Raw genomic sequence first — 21,324 nt, forward strand, 5'->3', positions numbered from 1 at the left:
GGTCCCACCGGGGGCGGTCGGTGTGCCCGGGGTTGGCCGGCATCCTGTGGGGGGGCCCGCCTACCTGGCCTTTTGCAAGGGCCCGCGCCGCGAACTGGGGCGCCCCCGCACGACTCGTAAGCCGTGCGGGGGCGCCCCTGTTCGCGTCGCGGTCTCAGCCGGCCGTAGCGGGCTCCGGCTGCTCGGCCGCCGGGCCCGGCACCTCGGCGACGGCCACCGGCCGCTCGCGCAGCGACAGCAGGACGCGGACCACACCGATCCAGACCAGGCACGAGCCGAACATGTGCACCCCGACCAGGACCTCGGGGGTGTCGTTGAAGTACTGCACGTACCCGATGACGCCCTGCGCCATCAGGATCGCGAACAGGTCCCGGGCGCGGTGCAGCGGGCCCACCGGTGCGTCGACGGCCTTCAGGACGAACCAGAGCGCGACGGTCAGCGCCACCACGACCCAGGCCAGGTCGGCGTGCAGCTGGGCGATCATCTTCCAGTCGATCGGGATGCGGTGGACGTCGCTGGAGTCACCGGCGTGCCGCCCGGCCCCGGTGACCACGGTGCCGACCGCGATCAGCAGCCCCGCCGCGACCGCCAGCAGCCAGGTGAGCTGCGCGACGGCCTTGCCCACCAGGGGGCGCGGCGCCGTGTCGCCCTCCCCGACCCGCTGCCACGTCACCAGGGCGATCGTGAGCAGTGCGGTGGAGAGCAGGAAGTGGGCCGCGACGGTGTACGGGTTGAGCCCGACGAGCACCACGATGCCGCCGAGCACGGCGTTGCCCATGACCACCCAGAACTGCGTCCAGCCGAGCCGGGTGAGGCTGCGGCGCCACGGCTTGGCGGACCGGGCGGCGATGATCGCCCACCCGACAGCCGCGCACAGGACGTAGGTGAGCATCCGGTTGCCGAACTCGATGACGCCGTGGAAGCCCATCTCGCTGGTCGTCGTCAGGCTGTCGTCGGTGCACTTGGGCCAGGTCGGGCAGCCGAGGCCGGAACCGGTCAGCCGCACGGCACCGCCGGTGACGACGATGACGACGGTCATGACGACCGCCGACATGGCCGCACGGCGCACGGTCTTGGGGGACGGCGTCCAGCGCTCGGCGATGTAGAGGAGCGGGTTCCGCACGGCTTGAGCGACTTCGGCTCGGGTCAGCTTGGGCACGCGCACCATCGTAGGCGGCCGCTTGTGCAAGCTTTCACGAGGGGGACGAGTTACCCCGAACCGCCTACGGAGCGCACCCGCAGGCTCACTCCCAGCGGAAGAACCTCGCCGCCGCGCCCAGCCCCAGTACGGTCCACACCGCGAGGACCCCCAGGTCGCCCCACGGCATCGCGGCGCCGTGCTGCAGCACGTCCCTGAGGCCGTCCGAGAGGGCGGCGATCGGCAGCAGGCCCAGCACCGACTGCACCGCGTCCGGGAACTTGTCCAGCGGCACGATGACGCCGCCGCCGACCAGCAGCAGAAGGAAGACCAGATTGGCGGCGGCCAGCGTCGCCTCCGCCTTCAGCGTCCCGGCCATCAGCAGGCCGAGCCCGGAGAAGGCGGCGGTGCCCAGCACCAGGAGCAGCAGCACGGCGAACGGGTTGCCGTGCGGCGACCAGCCCAGCGCGAAGGCGATCACTGTCAGCAGCACGACCTGCAGCACCTCGGTGACCAGGACCGCGAGCGTCTTGGCGGTCATCAGCGCCCAGCGGGGGAGCGGCGAGGCGGCGAGCCGCTTGAGCACGCCGTAGCGCCGCTCGAAACCGGTGGCGATGGCCTGGCCGGTGAAGGCCGTGGACATCACGGCGAGGGCGAGGATGCCGGGGGTCAGGAAGTCGACCGACTCGCCCGAGCCGGTGTCCACGATGTCGACCGCGCTGAACAGCACCAGCAGCAGCGTCGGGATGATCACCGTCAGCAGCAGCTGCTCGCCGTTGCGCAGCAGCATCCGGGTCTCCAGCGCGGTCTGCGCGGCGATCATGCGGCCCAGCGGGGCGGCACCCGGCCGGGGGGCGTACGTACCGGCGCTCATGCGCGCAGCTCCTTGCCGGTCAGTTCGAGGAAGACGTCCTCCAGGGTGTGGCGCTCGACGGAGATGCCCTGGGGCATCACGCCGTGCTGCGCGCACCAGGAGGTGACGGTGGCCAGCAGCTGCGGGTCGACGTCGCCGGTGATGCGGTACGCGCCGGTGGCGAGCTCGGCCGCCTCCGTGCCGTCGGGCAGCGCCTTCAGCAGGGAGCCGAGGTCGAGCCCGGGGCGGCCGGTGAAGCGCAGGGTGTTCTCGGCGCCGCCGCGGCACAGGGCCTCGGGGCTGCCCTGGGCGATGAGCCGGCCGGCGTCGATGATGGCGACGTCGTCGGCGAGCTCCTCGGCCTCGTCCATGAAGTGCGTGGTGAGCACGACCGACACGCCGTCGGCGCGCAGCTCCCGTACGAGGTCCCAGGTGGAGCGGCGGGCCTGCGGGTCGAGGCCCGCGGTCGGCTCGTCCAGGAAGACCAGCTCCGGGCGGCCCACGACGGCCATCGCCAGGGCGAGCCGCTGCTGCTGGCCGCCGGAGAGCCGCCGGTAGGTGGTGCGGCCGCAGCCGCCCAGGCCGAGGCGCTCGATGAGGGCGTCCACGTCCAGGGGGTGGGCGTGCAGTTTCGCCATGTGGCGCAGCATCTCGTCGGCGCGCGCGCCGGAGTAGACGCCGCCCGACTGGAGCATCACGCCGATCCGGGGGCGCAGGCGCGCCGCGTCGGCGACCGGGTCGAGGCCGAGGACCCGGACCGTCCCGTCATCCGGACGGCGGTATCCCTCGCAGGTCTCGATCGTGGTGGTCTTGCCCGCGCCGTTGGGGCCGAGGACCGCGGTGACCGCGCCGGCCGTGATGTCCAGGTGGAGGCCGTCGACCGCGGTCTTGGTGCCGTACCGCTTCACCAGGCCGCGGATCCGGACGACCGGGCCGGAGGGGGGTGAAACGGGCTCGCTCTTCATGGGCGGCAATTCTAGGCAGCCGCCCGCGGGGGCCCGGTCCGGGGGCTTGATTAGGTAACCCTAAGTGATGGATTCCACCCGTGATCGTTCCGGACCGTGGTTGTCAGGGTCGGGGGAATTACGCAACAATGGCGTTGTGAAATACGTGGGCGAGGCTCCGCAGGAGGAACTCGCGACCGGTGAGCGCTCGACGCGCAACCGGGTCGCGCGCTCCATCCTGGACCACGGTCCGTCCACCGTCGCCGACCTGGCGAAGCGCCTGGGTCTCACTCAGGCCGCCGTCCGCCGCCACCTCGACGCGCTCGTCACCGACGACGTCGTCGAGGCCCGCGAACAGCGGGTGTACGGGGCACGGACCCGTGGCCGCCCGGCCAAGGTGTTCGCCCTGACCGACTGCGGCCGGGACGCCTTCGACCAGTCCTACGACAAGCTCGCCGCGGACGCCCTGCGCTGGATCGCCGAGACCTCGGGCGACGAAGCGGTCATGGCGTTCGCCCGGGCCAGGGTCGCCGACCAGTCGGCGGCCTACCGGGCGGCGATCGACGCCGCGGAGCCCGAATCCCGTACGGAGGCCCTGGCCAAGGCCTTGTCCGCCGACGGGTACGCTGCTACGGCGCGCAGCGCGCCGGGCCCGCAGCAGGGTGAGCAGCTGTGTCAGCACCACTGCCCGGTCGCACATGTCGCCGAGCAGTACCCGCAGCTGTGCGAGGCGGAGACGGAGTTCTTCTCCAGCCTCCTGGGGACCCATGTGCAGCGTCTGGCCACCATCGCCCACGGCGACGGGGTGTGTACGACGTACATTCCGCGCAGCGGCCACCCCACCCCACAGACCACTGATTCAGCATCCACAAGCAAGTCCGGGAGGAACCCCGCATGACGCTCCCTACGGAGACTGCCCACCCTGAGCTCGACGGCCTGGGCACGTACGAATTCGGCTGGGCCGACTCCGACGCGGCAGGCGCAGCGGCCAAGCGCGGCCTCTCCGAGGCTGTCGTCCGCGACATCTCGGAGAAGAAGAACGAGCCCGAGTGGATGCTGAAGCTGCGGCTCAAGGGCCTCAAGCTCTTCGGCAAGAAGCCCATGCCGAACTGGGGCTCGGACCTGTCGGGCATCGACTTCGACAACATCAAGTACTTCGTGCGGTCGACGGAGAAGCAGGCGGAGTCCTGGGAGGACCTGCCCGAGGACATCAAGAACACGTACGACAAGCTCGGCATCCCGGAGGCGGAGAAGCAGCGCCTCGTCGCCGGTGTCGCCGCGCAGTACGAGTCCGAGGTCGTCTACCACCAGATCAACGAGGAGCTGGAGGCGCAGGGTGTCATCTTCATGGACACCGACACCGCGCTGAAGGAGCACCCGGAGCTCTTCAAGGAGTACTTCGGCACCATCATCCCCGTCGGTGACAACAAGTTCGCCTCGCTGAACTCGGCCGTGTGGTCCGGTGGCTCGTTCATCTACGTGCCGAAGGGCGTGCACGTGGAGATCCCGCTCCAGGCCTACTTCCGTATCAACACGGAGAACATGGGTCAGTTCGAGCGGACGCTGATCATCGTCGACGAGGACGCCTACGTCCACTACGTCGAGGGTTGTACCGCGCCGATCTACTCCTCGGACTCCCTGCACTCCGCGGTCGTCGAGATCATCGTGAAGAAGGGCGGCCGCTGCCGCTACACGACGATCCAGAACTGGTCGAACAACGTCTACAACCTGGTGACCAAGCGCGCCGTCGCCTACGAGGGCGCGACGATGGAGTGGGTCGACGGCAACATCGGCTCCAAGGTCACCATGAAGTACCCGGCCGTCTACCTGATGGGCGAGCACGCCAAGGGCGAGACCCTGTCCATCGCCTTCGCGGGCGAGGGCCAGCACCAGGACGCCGGCGCCAAGATGGTCCACATGGCTCCGAACACCTCGTCCAACATCGTCTCCAAGTCGGTGGCACGAGGCGGTGGCCGCACGTCCTACCGCGGTCTGATCGAGATCGGCGAGGGCGCGCCCGGCGCGAAGTCCAATGTGCTGTGCGACGCGCTGCTGGTCGACACCATCTCGCGCTCCGACACGTACCCGTACGTCGACGTCCGCGAGGACGACGTGTCGATGGGTCACGAGGCGACCGTCTCCAAGGTCTCCGAGGACCAGCTCTTCTACCTGATGAGCCGCGGTATGACCGAGTTCGAGGCGATGGCGATGATCGTGCGCGGCTTCGTCGAGCCGATCGCGAAGGAGCTCCCGATGGAGTACGCCCTCGAGCTCAACCGGCTGATCGAGCTGCAGATGGAGGGTTCCGTCGGCTAGTACGCCGGCGCCCGAACCCCCCTGACATCTGTCCGACTGAGAAAGCGAGCACTACGACAGCCATGGCTGAGGCTCAGAACATCCCGGCGGGATCCACCACCGCCGGTTCCATCGCGGTGGCCGCCGAGTCGACCGTCGCCACGCGCATGAGCGCGCCCCCGTCCTTCGACGTCGCGGACTTCCCGGTCCCGCACGGCCGCGAGGAGGAGTGGCGGTTCACGCCGCTGGAGCGGCTGCGCGGGCTGCACGACGGCACGGCCGTCGCGGGCGGCGGCGGTGTGAAGGTCGCCATCGAGGCGCCCGCGGGCGTCACGGTCGAGACCGTCGGCCGCGATGACGCCCGCCTCGGAAAGGCCGGTACGCCGGTGGACCGGGTCGCCGCGCAGGCGTACTCGTCCTTCGAGCAGGCCTCCGTCGTCACCGTCGGCAAGGAAGCAGTGCTCACCGAGCCGATCCGGATCGCCGTGCACGGCGAGGGCGGTGTCGCCTACGGCCACCAGCTCATCGAGCTGGGCGCCTTCGCCGAGGCCGTCGTCGTCATCGACCACACCGGTGACGCGGTGCTCGCCGCCAACATCGACTACGTCCTCGGCGACGGCGCGAAGCTGACCGTCGTCTCCGTCCAGGACTGGGACGAGCGGGCCGTCCACGTCGGCCAGCACAACGCGCTGGTCGGCCGCGACGCCTCCTTCAAGTCCATCGTCGTCACCTTCGGCGGCGACGTGGTCCGGCTGCACCCGCGGATCGCCTACGCGGGCCCGGGCGGCGAGGCGGAGCTCTTCGGTCTGTACTTCACCGACAAGGGCCAGCACCAGGAGCACCGCCTCCTGGTCGACCACAACACGCCGCACTGCAAGTCCAACGTGGCCTACAAGGGCGCACTGCAGGGCGAGGGCGCTCACGCCGTATGGATCGGTGACGTCCTCATCCAGGCCGCGGCCGAGGGCACCGACACCTACGAGATGAACCGCAACCTGGTCCTCACGGACGGTGCGCGGGTCGACTCGGTGCCGAACCTGGAGATCGAGACCGGCGAGATCGTCGGCGCCGGCCACGCCTCCGCGACCGGCCGCTTCGACGACGAGCAGTTGTTCTACCTCCAGTCCCGCGGCATCCCGGCCGAGGAGGCCCGCCGCCTCGTCGTGCGCGGCTTCTTCGCCGAGCTGGTCCAGCAGATCGGCCTGCCGGACGTCGAAGCCCGTCTCCTCGACAAGATCGAGACCGAGCTGAAGGCGTCGGTCTGATGACCTTCGTCAAGGCGTGCGCGCTGAGCGACCTGGAGGACGACACCCCGAAGCGGGTGGAGCTCGACGGGACGCCGGTGTCCGTCGTCCGCACCGAGGGCGAGGTGTTCGCGATCAACGACATCTGCTCGCACGCGAACGTCTCGCTGTCCGAGGGTGAGGTCGAGGACTGCATGATCGAGTGCTGGCTGCACGGATCGAGCTTCGACCTCCGCACCGGCAAGCCGTCCGGCCTTCCCGCGACGCGCCCCGTCCCCGTATACCCCGTCAAGATCCAAGGGGACGATGTGCTCGTCTCCGTCACCCAGGAGACCTGAGTCACCCATGGCAACGCTTGAAATCCACGACCTGCACGTCACCGTCGAGGCCGACAACGCCACGAAGGAGATCCTCAAGGGCGTCGACCTGACCGTGAAGCAGGGCGAGACCCACGCCATCATGGGCCCCAACGGGTCCGGCAAGTCCACCCTCGCGTACTCCCTCGCAGGCCACCCCAAGTACACGATCACCGGCGGCACGGTGACCCTGGACGGCGAGAACGTCCTGGACATGACCGTCGACGAGCGCGCCCGTGCCGGCCTGTTCCTCGCCATGCAGTACCCGGTCGAGATCCCCGGTGTCTCGGTCTCCAACTTCCTGCGTACCTCCGCCACGGCCGTCCGCGGCGAGGCCCCCAAGCTGCGTACCTGGGTGAAGGAGGTCAGGGAGACGATGGCCGGTCTCCAGATGGACCCGGCGTTCGCCGAGCGCAACGTCAACGAGGGCTTCTCCGGCGGTGAGAAGAAGCGCCACGAGATCCTTCAGCTGGAGCTCCTCAAGCCGAAGATCGCGATCCTCGACGAGACCGACTCCGGCCTGGACGTCGACGCGCTGAAGACCGTCTCCGAAGGCGTCAACCGGGTCCGCGAGTCCGGCGAGGTCGGCACCCTGCTGATCACGCACTACACGCGGATCCTCCGCTACATCAAGCCCGACTTCGTGCACGTCTTCGCCAATGGCCGCATCGCCGAGTCCGGCGGCGCCGAGCTCGCGGACAAGCTGGAGGAAGAGGGCTACGAGGCCTACACGAAGGGAGGCGCTTCCGCGTGACTGACGCCCGACAGGGGCTCTCCGGCCTCCTCGACACCGAGGCGATCCGCAAGGACTTCCCGATCCTGGACCGCACGGTCCACGACGGCAAGAAGATCGTGTACCTGGACAGCGCTGCGACCTCGCAGAAGCCGCGCCAGGTGCTCGATGCCCTCAACGAGTACTACGAGCGGCACAACGCCAATGTGCACCGCGGCGTGTACACGATCGCGGAGGAGGCCACGGCGCTGTACGAGGGCGCCCGTGACAAGGTCGCCGCGTTCATCAACGCGCCCAGCCGCAACGAGGTGATCTTCACCAAGAACGCCTCGGAGTCGCTCAACCTCGTGGCCAACATGCTCGGCTGGGCCGACGAGCCCTACCGCGTCGACCACGAGACCGAGATCGTCACCACGGAGATGGAGCACCACTCCAACATCGTGCCGTGGCAGCTGCTCTCGCAGCGCACGGGCGCGAAGCTGAAGTGGTTCGGCATCACGGACGACGGCCGGCTCGACCTGTCCAACATCAACGAGATCATCACCGAGAAGACGAAGATCGTCTCCTTCACGCTGGTCTCGAACATCATGGGCACGATCAACCCGGTCGAGCAGATCGTCCGGCGCGCCCAGGAGGTTGGCGCGCTCGTCTGCATCGACGCCTCCCAGGCAGCCCCGCACATGGTGCTCGACGTGCAGGCGCTGCAGGCCGACTTCGTGGCCTTCACCGGTCACAAGATGGTCGGCCCGACCGGCATCGGCGTGCTCTGGGGACGGCAGGAGCTCCTGGAGGACCTGCCGCCGTTCCTCGGTGGCGGCGAGATGATCGAGACCGTGTCGATGCACTCGTCGACGTACGCCCCCGCGCCGCACAAGTTCGAGGCCGGTACGCCCCCGATCGCCCAGGCCGTGGGCCTCGGCGCGGCCGTGGACTACCTCTCGGCGATCGGTATGGAGAACATCCACCGCCATGAGCAGGCCATCACCGAGTACGCGGTGAAGCGGCTGCTGGAGGTCCCCGACCTCAGGATCATCGGTCCGGCCACCGCGGAGGACCGCGGCGCCACGATCTCCTTCACGCTCGGCGACATCCACCCGCACGACGTGGGTCAGGTGCTCGACGAGGAGGGCATCGCGGTCCGGGTCGGACACCACTGCGCACGGCCGGTCTGCCTGCGGTACGGAATTCCTGCGACGACGCGAGCGTCGTTCTATCTGTACTCCACGCCCGCCGAGGTCGACGCCCTGGTGGACGGTCTGAACCACGTCCGGAACTTTTTCGGTTAGACAGCGCTGAGGGTTGACTGGTGAAGCTTGATTCCATGTACCAGGAAGTGATCCTGGACCACTACAAGCACCCCCACGGGCGTGGCCTGCGGGAAGGCGACGCCGAGGTGCATCACGTCAATCCGACGTGCGGTGACGAGATCACGTTGCGGGTGCGGTACGACGGCGAGACGATCGCCGATGTGAGCTACGAAGGCCAGGGCTGCTCCATCAGCCAGGCCAGCGCCTCCGTGCTGAACGAGCTGCTGGTGGGCAAGGAACTGGGCGAGGCCCAGAAGATCCAGGCCGCGTTCCTGGAGCTGATGCAGTCCAAGGGACAGCTGGAGCCGGACGACGCGATGGAGGAGGTGCTGGAGGACGCGGTCGCGTTCGCCGGTGTCTCCAAGTACCCGGCCCGGGTCAAATGCGCGCTGCTGAGCTGGATGGCGTGGAAGGACGCGACGGCGCAAGCGCTGTCCGAAGGGAAGACGGCATGAGCGACAACGAGACCCTGACCACCAAGCCGGCCTCCGAGGAGGAGGTCCGCGAGGCGCTGTACGACGTCGTCGACCCCGAGCTGGGTATCGACGTCGTCAATCTGGGCCTGATCTACGGTATCCACGTCGACGACGCCAACATCGCGACCCTCGACATGACCCTGACGTCCGCGGCCTGCCCGCTGACCGATGTCATCGAGGACCAGGCGAAGTCCGCGACCGACGGCATCGTCAACGAGCTCCGGATCAACTGGGTCTGGATGCCGCCGTGGGGCCCGGACAAGATCACGGACGACGGCCGCGAGCAGCTGCGCGCGCTGGGCTTCAACGTCTGAGCGTCCCCGCACGAGCGTGAACGGCCCCCGGCATGCCGGGGGCCGTTCGGCATTGTTCGTCCGGTGTGTTTCCGGTGTGCCCCGCCCGTTGGCACGGGAACCGGAACCTACTCCTCGACACCACGCCGACGAGAGGTACGCCGTGCCGCATCCCCCTGTCCTCCGCCACCGCCGGACCGTCGCCGCCGCGGGAGGCGCCCTGGCGCTGGCCGCCCTGGGCCTCGGCGTGCCCGCGCACGCCGCAAGTTATGGAACGCCGACGATCGTGCTGTCGGCCGGGTATCTCTCCGGTGCCGTCGGCGCCACCGCCGACCCCGTGGTGACGGTCACCGTCGCGCAGAGCGGCGCCGACGTCACCGCGCTCGGCGTGGCCGCCTCCGCCAGCTCCAAGGCGTCCGTCGCCGCCACCGGGGACGTCACGGTGAGCGGCACCGGCGCCACCCGGCAGCTCCGCGTCCGCGCGCACGCCCGCGGCTACACCGACCTCACGGTCAAGGTCACCGGCCTCGGCGGGAAGACCGCCACCAAGACGCTGCACTTCGCGGCCTCCGCCGCCGTGCAGAACGCCTCCGACACCCGCTACCTCACCGGCTCCTCCGACGCCTCGGCCGCCATCGACGCCGGGGACGGCTACGTGGTGGTCGCCGACGACGAGTCCAACACGCTGCGCCTCTACGACCGTTCCTCCTCCGGCGCGCCCGTGCGGACGTGGGACGTGGCCTCGAAGCTCGGGGTGTCCAAGGAGATCGACATCGAGGGCGCGGCCCGGGTCGGCAATACGGTCTACTGGACCGGGTCGCTGGGCAACAACAAGGACGGCGAGTACAGGTCCGACCGCAACACCGTCTTCACGACCACGGTGAGCGGCTCCGGCGCCGCGACCCAGCTGACCGTCGGCGGTTCCTACAGGAAGCTCCGGGACGACCTTGTCGCCTGGGACAAGGCCAACGGCAACCGCTACGGCTTCGCCGCGGGCACGGCGGACGGCGAAGTACCCAAACAGATCGACGGGTTCAACATCGAGGGCCTGGAGTTCGCACCCGGTTCGACGACCACCGCCTACCTCGGCTTCCGGGCACCGCTCGTCCCGCCGAAGGCGGGCGGCAAGGCGCTGATCGTGCCCGTCACCAACTTCGACAAGGTGGCCGGCTCCGGGGCGAAGGCAGTGATCGGTACGCCGGTCGAACTGGACCTGGGCGGCCTCAGCATCCGCGACATCCGTAAGAACTCCGCCGACCAGTATCTGATCGTGGCCGGTTCCTGGGCCGCGGACGACAACTCCGATCCGTACGCCCTCTACTCGTGGGACGGCGTAGCGGGACACGCGCCGCAGAAGCGGCTCGACCTGCCGACCACCGACCCGGGCGGCTGGGAGGCCGTCGTCGACGTACCGGACCTGAACACGCCCGGCGCACGCGCCCAGCTGATCACGGACGCCGGATCGGCCGATCTGTACGGGGACGGGACGGAGGCCAAGGACCTCGACCAGGACGAGTGGAAGAAGTCCCGCGCCACCTGGTTCACCGTCAACGGCTGAACCGGTCCGGCGGCTTCCTCCGGTTCACCCGCGAACGGGCGTGCCCGCCAGGCAGACTGGCGGGCATGGCCGTTTCCTTTTACAGCATCGTCGTCGACACCCACGATCTTCCCTCGCTCGCCCGGTTCTGGTGCGGGGTGCTCGACTGGGAGGTGCTCTTCGAGGCCGAGGACGAGATCGTCATCGGTGCCGACAAGGACGCCCTGCCGGGCATCACCTTCGTGCCCGTGCCCGAGTCGAAGAAGACCAAGAACCGGCTCCACATCGACCTCGCCCCCGACGACATGGGCGTCGAGGTCGAGCGCATCATCGGACTCGGGGCCCGGCGCAGCGACGTCGGCCGGCGGGCCGACGCGAGCTGGGTGGTGCTGGAGGACCCCGAGGGCAACGAGTTCTGCGTGCTGTCCCCGAAGAACTCGCTCATCGACTGAGCGCGCTCTCCGGACACGGCTACGTCGTGTACTGCGGCGGCACCGCGGCGGCCTCGGCGAGGACCGGGCCCAGGTTCTCGGTACGGATCCGCCGGTCGACGTACAGCAGCCCGGTCACCAGCGGCGGGAAGGTGGCCACGATCAGCTGGGCGACGAGCTGGCCGACCAGCAGCGACAGCACATAGCCGCTCATGGCGACGACGACCGCGGCCGGATTCGGGTCGTCGCCCAGATTCGCCGTGCCGAGCATGCCGGTGAACATGCCGAGCAGCGAGAACGGCATCTGGATCAGATAGCTCGCGACCCCCGCGATGGCGCCGGCCAGCATCGTGATCCCGAGAATCCGCCACCAGTCCCCGCGCACCAGCCGGGACGAGCGGCGCATCGCCCCGATCGGGCCCTGGTTCTCGAAGACGGCGGCGGAGGGGGCCAGACTGAACTTCACCCAGAGCCAGATCGCCAGCGGGGCCGTCGCCAGGGTGCCCAGGGCGCCGATCAGGAGCACGACGGCCGGCCCGCTGCCGCCGTCCGTGCTGAGCGCGGCGATCATGACGGCAAGGAAGCAGGCCCAGGCGAGCACCACCGGGACCATCGCGATCAGCCAGGTCAGCACGACCGTCCCGATCACGGCAGGCATCCGGCTCCAGGCCCGCCGCCAGACGGCGGAGAACGTGGTCGGGCGGCCCAGGACCGCTTCCTGAAGGACCACCGGCACGGCCGTGTACATCATGGCCGTGGAGATCACGACGGCGATCAGGCCCACCAGCGCGACCGAGCCGAACGCCACGACGAGCGGCACCACGTCCTCCGCGCGCGGGTCCTCGTAGGAGCCGAGCGACAGTATCCGGTCCAGATGGTCCGCTACGGCCGAGTACGCGACCGCGGCGGCGACCAGCACCACCGCCAGCGCCCCGCCGTACGCGGCGGCGCCGACGCCGAACAGCTGCTTGCCGTAACGGCCCAGGGTGGCGAAAGCACCGCCCAGGACATCCCCGATCCGCAACGGCCCCAGGGGTATCACCCCGGGCTTCGGCGGCATCCAGCCACCGCCCCAGCCGCCCCAGCCGGGCTGCCCCGGAGGCCCCCCGTACGGCGCACCCCCGTACGCACCGCCACCCCACCCTGCGTCCTGCGCCACTGCTGCTCCGTCGGTCCGTCACTCATGAACTGGCATGTACTGGACGGACCACGGTAGCGCCCCCGTCACTCGTTCGGCCCAGGGCCTACGTCGCCGGCGATGCGTACACTCGTACACATGGGATACGGACTGCTGGCCGCGGCCATCGCGGCAGAGGTGGCCGGGACGACCGCCATGAAGTACAGCGAGGGGTTCACCCGGCTGTGGCCCTCGCTGATCACCGTCGCCGGATATCTGCTGGCCTTCTCGCTGCTGGCCCAGACCCTCAAGACCATGTCTATGGGCACGGCGTACGCGATCTGGGCCGGGATCGGGACCGCCGCCGTCGCCGTCATCGGCATGCTGTTCATGGGGGAGTCCGGCAGCCCGGTCAAGGCGGCGGGCATCGTTCTGGTCATCGCCGGCGTGGTGGTCCTCAATCTGGGCGGGGCGCACTGATGGCCCGTCGGTACGACCCCGAACGGCGCGAGCGGATCATCGACGCGGCGATCCGGGTGGTCGGCGCCCAGGGGATCGCCGGGCTCAGCCACCGCTCCGTCGCCGCCGAGGCCGATGTGCCGCTCGGCTCGACGACGTACCACTTCGCCTCGCTGGACGAACTGCTCATCGCCGCCCTGCGCCGGTCCAACGAGAACTTCGCCGCGCTCATGCGGGAGAGCCGGGCCCTCGCCGACCCGGCCGCCGATCTCGCAGACGAACTCGCCCGGCTGCTCGGGGAGTTCTTCGGCGCCGGCCGCGGCCGGGCGGAGCTGGAGTACGAGCTCTACCTCGCCGCCCTGCGCCGGCCCGCGCTGCGCCCGGTCGCCGCCGAGTGGACCGACGACACCGCCGCGCTCCTGGCGCCGCGCACCGGCCCGGTCACGGCGCGCGCACTGATCGCGCTGATGGACGGGATCTGTCTGCAGGTGCTCCTCACCGGCGGGGCCTATGACGAGGCGTACGCGCGGGAGATGCTGGGCCGCATCAGCAAGTGACGCCGCCCTCGCGGGCGCCCGGACGCTGAGACCGGTTGGCCCGGGCCGCCCCCGGGCGGTTAGGTTCGGGGCATGACCGACACCACTTCCACCCGCACCACCGGCGCCGTCGCCGCCGGCCTCGCCACCATCGCCGGCGACGGTTCCGTTCTCGACACCTGGTTCCCCGCACCCGAGCTCACCGCCGAGCCCGGCCCGGCCGGAACCGAGCGGCTCACGCCCGACCGCGCCGTCAACCTGCTCGGCGAGGGTGCCGCCAAGGCCATCGGCGTGGATGCCCGCCGCGGGGTCGAGGTCGTCGCCGTCCGCACGGTCATCGCCTCGCTCGACGACAAGCCGCTCGACGCGCACGACGTGTACCTGCGCCTGCACCTGCTCTCGCACCGCCTCGTCCAGCCGCACGGGCAGAACCTCGACGGCATGTTCGGCTTCCTCACCAACGTGGCCTGGACCTCGCTCGGCCCGGTCGCCGTCGACGACCTGGAGAAGGTCCGGCTCAACGCCCGCGCGGAGGGCCTGCACCTCCAGGTCACCTCCGTCGACAAGTTCCCGCGCATGACGGACTACGTCGCGCCGAAGGGCGTCCGCATCGCCGACGCCGACCGGGTGCGGCTCGGCGCGCACCTCGCGGCCGGCACCACCGTCATGCACGAGGGCTTCGTCAACTTCAACGCGGGCACCCTCGGCACCTCCATGGTCGAGGGCCGGATCTCCGCCGGTGTCGTCGTCGGTGACGGCTCCGACATCGGCGGCGGCGCCTCCACCATGGGCACGCTCTCCGGCGGTGGCAAGGAGCGCATCGTGATCGGCGAGCGCTGCCTGGTGGGCGCGGAGGCCGGTGTCGGGATCGCGCTCGGCGACGAGTGCGTCGTGGAGGCCGGTCTGTACGTCACCGCCGGTACCCGCGTCACCCTGCCGGACGGTCAGGTCGTCAAGGCGCGCGAGCTCTCCGGCGCTTCGAACATCCTCTTCCGCCGCAACTCGGTCAGCGGCGCCGTCGAGGCCCGCCCGAACAACGCGGTCTGGGGCGGTCTCAACGACGTCCTGCACAGCAACGACTAGGAAGAGGGTCCGGCAATTGGGGGGCGGCGTCGCGGGGCCGGTCACGCACATCTGCGGCGTTGTCGTCAATCAACAACTCCCCCATAGCCCTGAAGGTGCCCTGAAGGTGCCCTGAAGGCATGGGGGACCCCCTTCGCGTTGCCTCAATCCTCCGCCGTGCAGCTGCACGCACCCAGCCCCGCTCCTTCTTCCACCCCCCAATTGCCGGACCCTCTAAGCGGCGAGCAGTTCCTCGTACGCCCTTCGCAGCCCGTCGGTCGCCTCGCGGCCGGCGGGCTGCAGCGGTTCGCGGACCGGGCCCGCGCCCAGCAGAGCCTTCGCCGTCACCGTGCCCGGCAGCCCGGACGCCATCATCAGCTCCGTGAGCGGGGCCAGGAGGCCGTTCAGCCGGGCCGCCCCTGCCGTGTCCCCGGCGTCGAAGGCGTCCAGTACGGCACGCAACGGGCCGGGCACCGCATTGGCCACCGTGCTGACGTATCCGGCGCCGCCCACCGCGTACAGCGGCAGATTCAGCTCCTCGCAGCCCGAGTAGTACGCGAGCGCGGTGGCGGCGATCACCTTGGTCGCCCCCAGCAGGTCGTACGAACAGTCCTTCACCGCCACGATGCGCGGGTGCTCAGCCAGCCGCAGCAGCGTCTCCGGCTCGATGCGGGTGCCGGTGCGGCCGGGGATGTCGTACAGCATCAGCGGGAGACCGGCCGACTCGGCGACGCGCAGGAAGTGCGCCTCGACGGCGGCCTGCGGGGGACGGCTGTAGTACGGGGTGACGATCAGCAGACCGTCGGCGCCCGCCTCCTCCGCCTGCGCGGCCAGCTCCACGGTGTGCCGGGTGTCGGCGGTGCCGACGCCCGCGACCAGCGACACGTCCGGGCCGACCGCCTCCCGCACCGCGCGTACCAGGGCCGCCTTCTCGGCGTCCGAGGTGGTCGGTGACTCGCCGGTGGTGCCACTGAGCACCAGACCGTCGCAGCCGTCGGCGACCAGCGTCACGGCGTGTGCGGCGGCGGCGTCCGGATCGAGGGCGCCGGCGGTGGTGAACGGCGTGATCATGGCGCAGAGGGTGCGGCCGAAGGGGCGGGGGCGTGTGAGCGGCGTCATGTCCGAAGTGTCGGCCGCCGGACCGTGAAGGTCTACTTAGTTCTTCTCCGGGTCAAGGTGAAGCAGTGCTCAACTATCTCGGTGTTCTGGCATGATCGGCCGCACATGCGGGTGGGGCTATGCGGGGCGGGGTGCATGAGGATGCGAAGGACGACGGGCAGGGATATACGCGGGCCGGTGTCGGCGGCCGCCCTGGTCCTCGCCGGGACGCTCGGCCTGTCCGGGTGCTCGGGATTCCTCGTGCCGGCCGGTGAGGGAGAGCCGGGGCCGGGCCCCTCGCGGACCTCCGCCGGGGGTGTGCGCGCGACGACACCGTCCCCCCTGGACATCGCGACCGCGCCTGCCACCCGCCCGAGCCCCGCACCTACCGCCACCGGAGGCTGCCCGGCCTCGGGCCTCGTCGTGGACATGGGGCCCGTGGAGGCCGCACTGGGGCACCGGGCCGTCGGGCTGACCCTGACCAACTGCGGCAGCGAGCCCCACCGGGTCGACGGCTACCCCTCGGTCCAGGCCGTCGACGAGAACGGCGACGCGCTCCCGGTCAAGGTGAACCCCGGCTCGTCGTACTTCGGGAACGACAAGGGCCCCGAAGAGGTGATGCTGGCGCCCGGGAAAACCATGCGCTCGCTCCTCGTCTGGGTCTCGACCCCGACCGGCGGCGACCTGATCGAGGGCGACGCGCTGGAGATCGCCCCCGCTCCCGGCCTGGAGGCGCGCACCTTCCCGCTGGAGGGCAGCGACGTGCGGCTGCTCGACGAGTTCAACATGACAGGCTGGCGGACCGCGACGCCCGAGTGACCTGCGGGGAAGAACTGTGCGGAGGGCGGGCCTGAAGCCCCCGCGCCTCGCGGCCGCGTCAGTACCCGGCCAGCACCCCGGCCGCATGACTGACCGGCACGGTATGGGTGACCCAGACATCGCCCGCGCGCAGATGCAGCAGGAACGACGTCGGCTCGGGCAGATAGCCGGGCACGCCGTCCCGCAGCGCCAGGCCGCTCTGCCGGTAGGTGCTCGGCGCCACGGCCAGCACGCTGCCCGCGAAGGCGGCGGTGACCGGACGGTGGAGATGGCCCGCCAGGACCCGGACGACGTTCGGACGGCCGGCGACCACCTCGGCCAGCGCGTCACCGTCCGCCAGCCGCATCCCGTCGAGGAAGGGGATCCCGACCGGCACCGGCGGATGGTGCAGACACACGAAGGCCGGAGTGCCGGGCCTGCGGGCGAGCACCCCGTCCAGCCATGCCAGCTGCTCCGCCCCCAGCAGCCCGCCGGGGGACCCGGCCACCGTCGAGTCCAGGACGGCCACCGTGAGCGCCGGATGGTCCACGGCGTAGTACGCCTCCTTGCCCCCGCCCACGAACGCCGTACCGCCGAACGCGTCCAGCAGCGCCGCCGGGTCGTCATGATTGCCCGTCACCAGGTGCAGCGGCAGCGGGAACCGCCCGATCACCTCGCGCAACTGCGCGTACTGCGCGGGCGTGCCCCGGTCGGCGAGATCACCGGTGATCACCACACAGTCGGGCAGCGGGTCGAGCGCGAGCACCCGGCCCAGCGCCCGGTCGAGACCGGACGCCGGTTCGGCGGCCAGGGCGCCGGTGGTGAGGTGGGGATCGCTGAGGTGCGCCACGGAGACGGTCATGTCCGCAGCCTGCCCCGCACCGGAGGCTCGCAACACCGGTCCGGGACGCGCCGTGCCGGAGCGCTCAGCGCCGGGCCATGTACAGGCCGAACGCCTTGTGCAGCAGCTTGCCGACCGGGTAGTCCCACTCGCCGACGTACTCGGCGGCCTGCCCTCCGGTGCCCGCCTTGAACCGCAGCAGGCCCAGCAGGTGGTTGCCCTCGTCGAGGGTGTCGGTGATGCCGCGCAGGTCGTACACGGCGGCGCCCCGCTCGTGCGCGTCGCTCATCATCCGCCACTGGATCGCGTTGTTGGGCTGCACCTCGCGCCGCCGGCTGGTCGAGGCACCGTACGAGTACCAGACATGGGACCCCACCGTCAGCATCGTCGCCGCGGAGAGCACCTCCCCGTCGTGGTGGGCGAGATACAGCCGCATCCGGTCCGGGTCCTCGGCCCGCAGTGCGGTCCACATGCGCTCGAAGTAGCGGAGCGGCCGGGGGATGAAGCGGTCCCGCTCGGCGGTCTCGCGGTACAGCTCGTAGAAGACCGGAAGGTCGTCCAGGCCGCCCTCGACGACCTTCACGCCCGCCTTCTCCGCCTTCTTGATGTTGCGCCGCCACTGCTGGTTCAGGCCACCCCGGATCTCCTCGAGGGACCGTCCGGCGAACGGCACCTGGAACACGTACCGGGGCTGCCCGGCACTGAAGCCGTCCGTGTCCCCGTCCGCGCCCTGCTGCCAGCCCAGTCGGCGCAGCTGCTCCACGACCTCGGCGGCCCCGGACTCCGTCACATCCGCCTCGACGTCGCGCAGCCGGCCCGCGGCCGGGTCCGCGACGGCGTCCTTGACCGTCGGTGCCTCCCAGCGGCGGGCGATGACCGGCGGGCCCATCCGTACCGTGAACGCGCCACGGGCCTTCGCGTGGGCCACCAGCGGATCGAGCCAGGGACGCAGGTCGCCCTCGTGCCACGGGATGACCGGGCCCTCCGGCAGATAGGCCAGATATCGCTTCAGCCGGGGCACCGGGCGGTACAGCACCAGCCCGGCACCGACGACCTGCCCGTCCCCGTCCAGCCAGCCGATGCTCTCCGCGCGCCAGTCGGGCTTCACGTCGCCCCACGACGGGACCTGCATATGGCTGGCCGAGCCCCGGCCGGCGACGAACGCCAGGTGCTGCTCGCGCGTGATCTCCTCGACCCGCAGCGTCATGCGGTACTCCGTTCGTTGTCCGATTCGTCAGCCTAACGAGAGGCACGCGAGCCGAGGTTGACCTCAAGCGCGCTTGACGTACCAGGGTGGCTGTCACGGGCGCACCGCAAGGGTGCGCCGGTGAGGGGAGCAGCCATGACAGTGGAGTTCGTGTCCCGGCCCGATGTCACCCGTGCGGATGCGGGGCTGGTCAGGGCCGGTACCTGGGACGCCGGTACGCCGGAGCGCCGGCGGCAGGCCGTCGAGGCCATCCGCGCGGCGTGGGCCGGCAGGCACCGGCCGCACCCGGGCCTGCTCTCGTACAACGTGTACACGGGGGAGGACGGCAGGACGCTCTTCCACTATGCGCAGTGGACCGGCGAGGAGGCCTACCAGGACTTCGTCCGGGACGGCCGGGACGCGCGCAACGCCGAGATCGACGCGGCGGTGCCGGGCATCGAACGGCTCGGACCGCACACCTACGAGCTCTATCGGTCCTCGTCGCCCGGCGGCCGGGATCCCGGCTGTGTCGTGGTGGTCGACGTCGAGTTCGAGGCGGCGGACAAGGCCCGCCAGCGCGACTGGGTGGACGCCGTGTTCGAAGCGCTGGGTACGGACCCGGCCCCGGCACCCGGCGGACTCGCCGGCCACTTCCACGTGAGCACCGACGGGACCCGGGTGCTCAACTACGCGGAGTGGGTGAGCGCGCAGGCCCACATCGACGCAATGGCCGCGCCCGGGGCCGGCGTCGGGTCACGGACACCGCAGTGGGAACGGGTGCAGACCTACCCGGGCGTCACCGGCGGAGGCGTGCGCCGCTACACCCCGGCACTCAGCCTGCGCCCGGGCGGCGACGGGTGACGACGCCCCTCGGGGGCGGGTGGCGACGACCCTCCGGGGGCGGTAATCCCTCGTGTACGGAGATCAGTTGGCCGGGTCCTTTCGGTGACCCGGCGCCTTCTCTCCCGTGCACCGGGCGGCACCGGGTGAAATGCGTCTAGGCTTGGTCCGCCTGACCCCGTACGCGCCCGGAGCCGTGGCCCCGGCGACGTGTACGCCCGCACGTTTTCGAGGAGACCCCCTGATGTCCGCAGAGCGCCCCACCCTGCCGCCGGTCCGGCTGTACACCGAGGCGGAGCTGGCACGGGACGCGCTCGCGGCACCGCTGCTCGCCCGCGCCGTCCGGCTCGCCCGCTGGGCCGGTCCCGACACGAGAGTCGGCGCCGGCGGCGAACTCGTCGACGCACAGCTGCCCGCGGCGGCCGAGCACCTCGGCCTCGTCGCGGACGAGGACGGTGCGGCGGAGGCCAGCGAGGCCTGGCGGCTCGCGGTCGACACCGGCCTGGTCGAGGTCGAGGACCCGGCGACGGAGCCGGACGCCGACGCGGAGGAGGAGGGCTTCGCCGACGACGCGGAGGGAACCGTCACCGCGGGGGAGAACCTGGCGCTGCTGACCGGCGGTTCGCCGCAGGACGTCCTCGCCATCTGGCTCGACGGCCTGGAGGCCGCCCACGCCGACGCCACCGCCCCGGTCTTCGACGACTTCGCCGACCTCGTCGGCGAGGACGGGTCGATCGACTTCGACGCGCTGGACTGGGACCCGGAGACCGAGGCGGAATTCCTCGACGGGGTGCTCGGCAACCTCTACCTGCTCACGGTGGGCGAGGGCGCGGGAGACGAGTCCGTGCCGCTGCCCGCCCTGGCCGCCTCGATGATCGTCCCCGACGACATGGGCGAGCCCACCGACGACATCCTGGAGCAGGTGTCGGACGCGATGATGCGCCTCGACGACCAGTTCCGGATCCTCGAACCCATCGGCATCGTCGAATACCGGCCGGTGGACGAGGCGTTGCTGGCCGAGGAGGGCGAGGAGTCCGAGCCGCCGGCCGACGACGACGACGTCACCCGGTACGGCATGGTGAAGCTGACCCCGCTCGGCCTCTACGGCATTCGGGCCCGGATGCTGGACGCCGGGGTGGACGCCCCGGCCATCGGCGACCTGGCCGACAAGGGCGCCGATGTGCTGCTCGGCGGCATCGCGTACTACCCCGAGGCGGCGGCCCGCAGCGAGATCGAGCTGTGGCTCGCGCGGCACGGCGCCGACGGGGCGGCCGGCGAACTCCTGGACGCCGCACGCGGTGAGGACCCGCAGGCGCCGCTGCGCCGGCTGCACTGCCAGCAGGCGCTCGCTCTGGTCGGCGCGGACGCCGAATCCGCGGTGCGCGCGGTGCTGGGCGACCCGCAGCTGGGCGGACTCGCCCGGGTCTGGCTCGCCGAGCGGGGCGCCGCCGACGTGCCGGCCCCCTCCGAGGCGATGATCTTCTGGCTCGCCATCGACACGATCGCGGCGCAGCTGGAGGCGGACGGCGATCTCGACGAGCTCCAGGGCCTGGTCGAGGGGCTGTCGGGCCAGCACAGCGGCTTCTTCGACGAGGCGTGGCGGGTGGACCACCCGGCGACGGCGGACGTCCTGGAGGCGATGGGGCGGCTGCACAGCGATAAGAGGCAGGCGAAGGACGCCCGCAAGGCCGCCTTCAAGGCCCGCTCCCGGGTCGGCTCCGGCAGCTGAGGCGCGTGACGGGGCGGGCGGCCGGACACGGGCATCCGGCCGCCCGGCACC

23 protein-coding genes are annotated in these 21,324 nt (G+C 70.9%); 16 read left to right on the forward strand and 7 right to left on the reverse strand.

All coding sequences use genetic code 11. The features are described from left to right. Positions 1 to 154: 154 nt before the first annotated feature. The 3 genes from ACIBJG_RS09440 to ACIBJG_RS09450 all read right to left on the reverse strand — a co-directional run bounded on the left by ACIBJG_RS09440 (position 155) and on the right by ACIBJG_RS09450 (position 2,956). Positions 155 to 1,168 carry a heme A synthase gene (locus tag ACIBJG_RS09440; RefSeq protein ID WP_399306032.1) on the reverse strand — a complete coding sequence of 338 codons (1,014 nt, stop codon included), beginning with the start codon at positions 1,166 to 1,168 and terminating at the stop codon, positions 155 to 157. Positions 1,169 to 1,244: 76 nt separating this feature from the next. After that, complete coding sequence (locus ACIBJG_RS09445; RefSeq protein ID WP_399306036.1) at positions 1,245 to 2,012, reverse strand: ABC transporter permease; 768 nt, start codon at positions 2,010 to 2,012, stop codon at positions 1,245 to 1,247. Then, a complete protein-coding gene (locus ACIBJG_RS09450) occupies positions 2,009 to 2,956 on the reverse strand; it encodes an ABC transporter ATP-binding protein (RefSeq protein ID WP_399306039.1) in 948 nt (315 codons plus the stop codon). Before ACIBJG_RS09450 ends, ACIBJG_RS09445 begins: the two co-directional genes overlap by 4 nt. Before the next feature lie 136 nt (positions 2,957 to 3,092). Here ACIBJG_RS09450 and ACIBJG_RS09455 point away from each other — a divergent pair, with 136 nt between their 5' ends. From ACIBJG_RS09455 to ACIBJG_RS09500, 10 genes are all read left to right on the forward strand, one after another. After that, entirely contained in the window at positions 3,093 to 3,833 is a 741-nt protein-coding gene (locus ACIBJG_RS09455) for a helix-turn-helix transcriptional regulator (protein ID WP_399306042.1), read from the forward strand. After that, positions 3,830 to 5,251 (forward strand): Fe-S cluster assembly protein SufB, encoded by a 1,422-nt coding sequence (gene sufB / locus ACIBJG_RS09460; protein ID WP_385504493.1) that lies wholly within the window; start codon positions 3,830 to 3,832, stop codon positions 5,249 to 5,251. The genes ACIBJG_RS09455 and sufB overlap by 4 nt, the downstream gene beginning before the upstream one ends. A 62-nt stretch (positions 5,252 to 5,313) precedes the next feature. After that, positions 5,314 to 6,495: a Fe-S cluster assembly protein SufD gene (gene sufD, locus ACIBJG_RS09465; RefSeq protein ID WP_399306045.1), complete on the forward strand. Its 1,182-nt coding sequence runs from the start codon at positions 5,314 to 5,316 to the stop codon at positions 6,493 to 6,495. Beyond that, complete coding sequence (locus tag ACIBJG_RS09470; RefSeq protein WP_399306048.1) at positions 6,495 to 6,812, forward strand: bifunctional 3-phenylpropionate/cinnamic acid dioxygenase ferredoxin subunit; 318 nt, start codon at positions 6,495 to 6,497, stop codon at positions 6,810 to 6,812. Before sufD ends, ACIBJG_RS09470 begins: the two co-directional genes overlap by 1 nt. Positions 6,813 to 6,819: 7 nt before the next feature. Continuing rightward, positions 6,820 to 7,584: a Fe-S cluster assembly ATPase SufC gene (gene sufC / locus ACIBJG_RS09475; RefSeq protein WP_399306051.1), complete on the forward strand. Its 765-nt coding sequence runs from the start codon at positions 6,820 to 6,822 to the stop codon at positions 7,582 to 7,584. Further along, a complete protein-coding gene (locus ACIBJG_RS09480; protein ID WP_326735539.1) occupies positions 7,581 to 8,849 on the forward strand; it encodes a cysteine desulfurase in 1,269 nt (422 codons plus the stop codon). Before sufC ends, ACIBJG_RS09480 begins: the two co-directional genes overlap by 4 nt. A 20-nt stretch (positions 8,850 to 8,869) precedes the next feature. Beyond that, positions 8,870 to 9,325, forward strand: coding sequence for a Fe-S cluster assembly sulfur transfer protein SufU (gene sufU / locus ACIBJG_RS09485; protein ID WP_399306054.1), 456 nt, complete (start codon positions 8,870 to 8,872; stop codon positions 9,323 to 9,325). Then, positions 9,322 to 9,660, forward strand: a complete 339-nt coding sequence (locus ACIBJG_RS09490; RefSeq protein ID WP_056783575.1) for a metal-sulfur cluster assembly factor — start codon at positions 9,322 to 9,324, stop codon at positions 9,658 to 9,660. Before sufU ends, ACIBJG_RS09490 begins: the two co-directional genes overlap by 4 nt. A 142-nt stretch (positions 9,661 to 9,802) precedes the next feature. After that, the gene (locus ACIBJG_RS09495; protein ID WP_399306058.1) at positions 9,803 to 11,197 is read left to right on the forward strand and encodes a DUF3616 domain-containing protein; all 1,395 of its coding nucleotides are present in this window, start codon (positions 9,803 to 9,805) and stop codon (positions 11,195 to 11,197) included. 65 nt (positions 11,198 to 11,262) lie between these two features. Further along, positions 11,263 to 11,628 (forward strand): VOC family protein, encoded by a 366-nt coding sequence (locus ACIBJG_RS09500; protein ID WP_399306061.1) that lies wholly within the window; start codon positions 11,263 to 11,265, stop codon positions 11,626 to 11,628. A 19-nt stretch (positions 11,629 to 11,647) separates the two neighbouring features. Here ACIBJG_RS09500 and ACIBJG_RS09505 read toward each other — a convergent pair whose 3' ends face one another. After that, the gene (locus tag ACIBJG_RS09505) at positions 11,648 to 12,766 is read right to left on the reverse strand and encodes a hypothetical protein (RefSeq protein WP_399306064.1); all 1,119 of its coding nucleotides are present in this window, start codon (positions 12,764 to 12,766) and stop codon (positions 11,648 to 11,650) included. Positions 12,767 to 12,883: 117 nt separating this feature from the next. On the opposite strand from ACIBJG_RS09505, the gene ACIBJG_RS09510 reads away from it, so the two are divergent. From ACIBJG_RS09510 to dapD, 3 genes are all read left to right on the forward strand, one after another. After that, positions 12,884 to 13,204 (forward strand): multidrug efflux SMR transporter, encoded by a 321-nt coding sequence (locus ACIBJG_RS09510; protein ID WP_359083407.1) that lies wholly within the window; start codon positions 12,884 to 12,886, stop codon positions 13,202 to 13,204. After that, complete coding sequence (locus ACIBJG_RS09515) at positions 13,204 to 13,740, forward strand: TetR/AcrR family transcriptional regulator (RefSeq protein WP_399306066.1); 537 nt, start codon at positions 13,204 to 13,206, stop codon at positions 13,738 to 13,740. Before ACIBJG_RS09510 ends, ACIBJG_RS09515 begins: the two co-directional genes overlap by 1 nt. 72 nt (positions 13,741 to 13,812) lie before the next feature. Then, positions 13,813 to 14,802 (forward strand): 2,3,4,5-tetrahydropyridine-2,6-dicarboxylate N-succinyltransferase, encoded by a 990-nt coding sequence (gene dapD / locus ACIBJG_RS09520; protein WP_399306069.1) that lies wholly within the window; start codon positions 13,813 to 13,815, stop codon positions 14,800 to 14,802. A 213-nt stretch (positions 14,803 to 15,015) separates the two neighbouring features. Here dapD and dapA read toward each other — a convergent pair whose 3' ends face one another. Then, positions 15,016 to 15,900, reverse strand: a complete 885-nt coding sequence (dapA, locus tag ACIBJG_RS09525; RefSeq protein ID WP_399306072.1) for a 4-hydroxy-tetrahydrodipicolinate synthase — start codon at positions 15,898 to 15,900, stop codon at positions 15,016 to 15,018. 135 nt (positions 15,901 to 16,035) lie between these two features. Between dapA and ACIBJG_RS09530 the strand changes: the two genes are divergently transcribed. Next, on the forward strand, positions 16,036 to 16,698 hold the full coding sequence (locus ACIBJG_RS09530; RefSeq protein ID WP_399306075.1) for a DUF4232 domain-containing protein: 663 nt from the start codon (positions 16,036 to 16,038) through the stop codon (positions 16,696 to 16,698). A gap of 58 nt (positions 16,699 to 16,756) precedes the next feature. Here the strand turns inward: ACIBJG_RS09530 and ACIBJG_RS09535 are convergent, their stop codons facing one another. Beyond that, a complete protein-coding gene (locus ACIBJG_RS09535; protein ID WP_399306077.1) occupies positions 16,757 to 17,539 on the reverse strand; it encodes a phosphodiesterase in 783 nt (260 codons plus the stop codon). Positions 17,540 to 17,603: 64 nt separating this feature from the next. Continuing rightward, positions 17,604 to 18,725 (reverse strand): lipid II:glycine glycyltransferase FemX, encoded by a 1,122-nt coding sequence (locus ACIBJG_RS09540; protein WP_399306080.1) that lies wholly within the window; start codon positions 18,723 to 18,725, stop codon positions 17,604 to 17,606. Between the two features lie 135 nt (positions 18,726 to 18,860). On the opposite strand from ACIBJG_RS09540, the gene ACIBJG_RS09545 reads away from it, so the two are divergent. Then, a complete protein-coding gene (locus ACIBJG_RS09545) occupies positions 18,861 to 19,565 on the forward strand; it encodes an antibiotic biosynthesis monooxygenase (RefSeq protein WP_399306083.1) in 705 nt (234 codons plus the stop codon). Between the two features lie 223 nt (positions 19,566 to 19,788). Then, entirely contained in the window at positions 19,789 to 21,273 is a 1,485-nt protein-coding gene (locus ACIBJG_RS09550) for a hypothetical protein (RefSeq protein WP_399306086.1), read from the forward strand. Positions 21,274 to 21,324 lie beyond the last annotated feature (51 nt).

The sequence above is a fragment of the Streptomyces sp. NPDC050422 genome, assembly GCF_044458665.1.
Classification (GTDB): domain Bacteria; phylum Actinomycetota; class Actinomycetes; order Streptomycetales; family Streptomycetaceae; genus Streptomyces.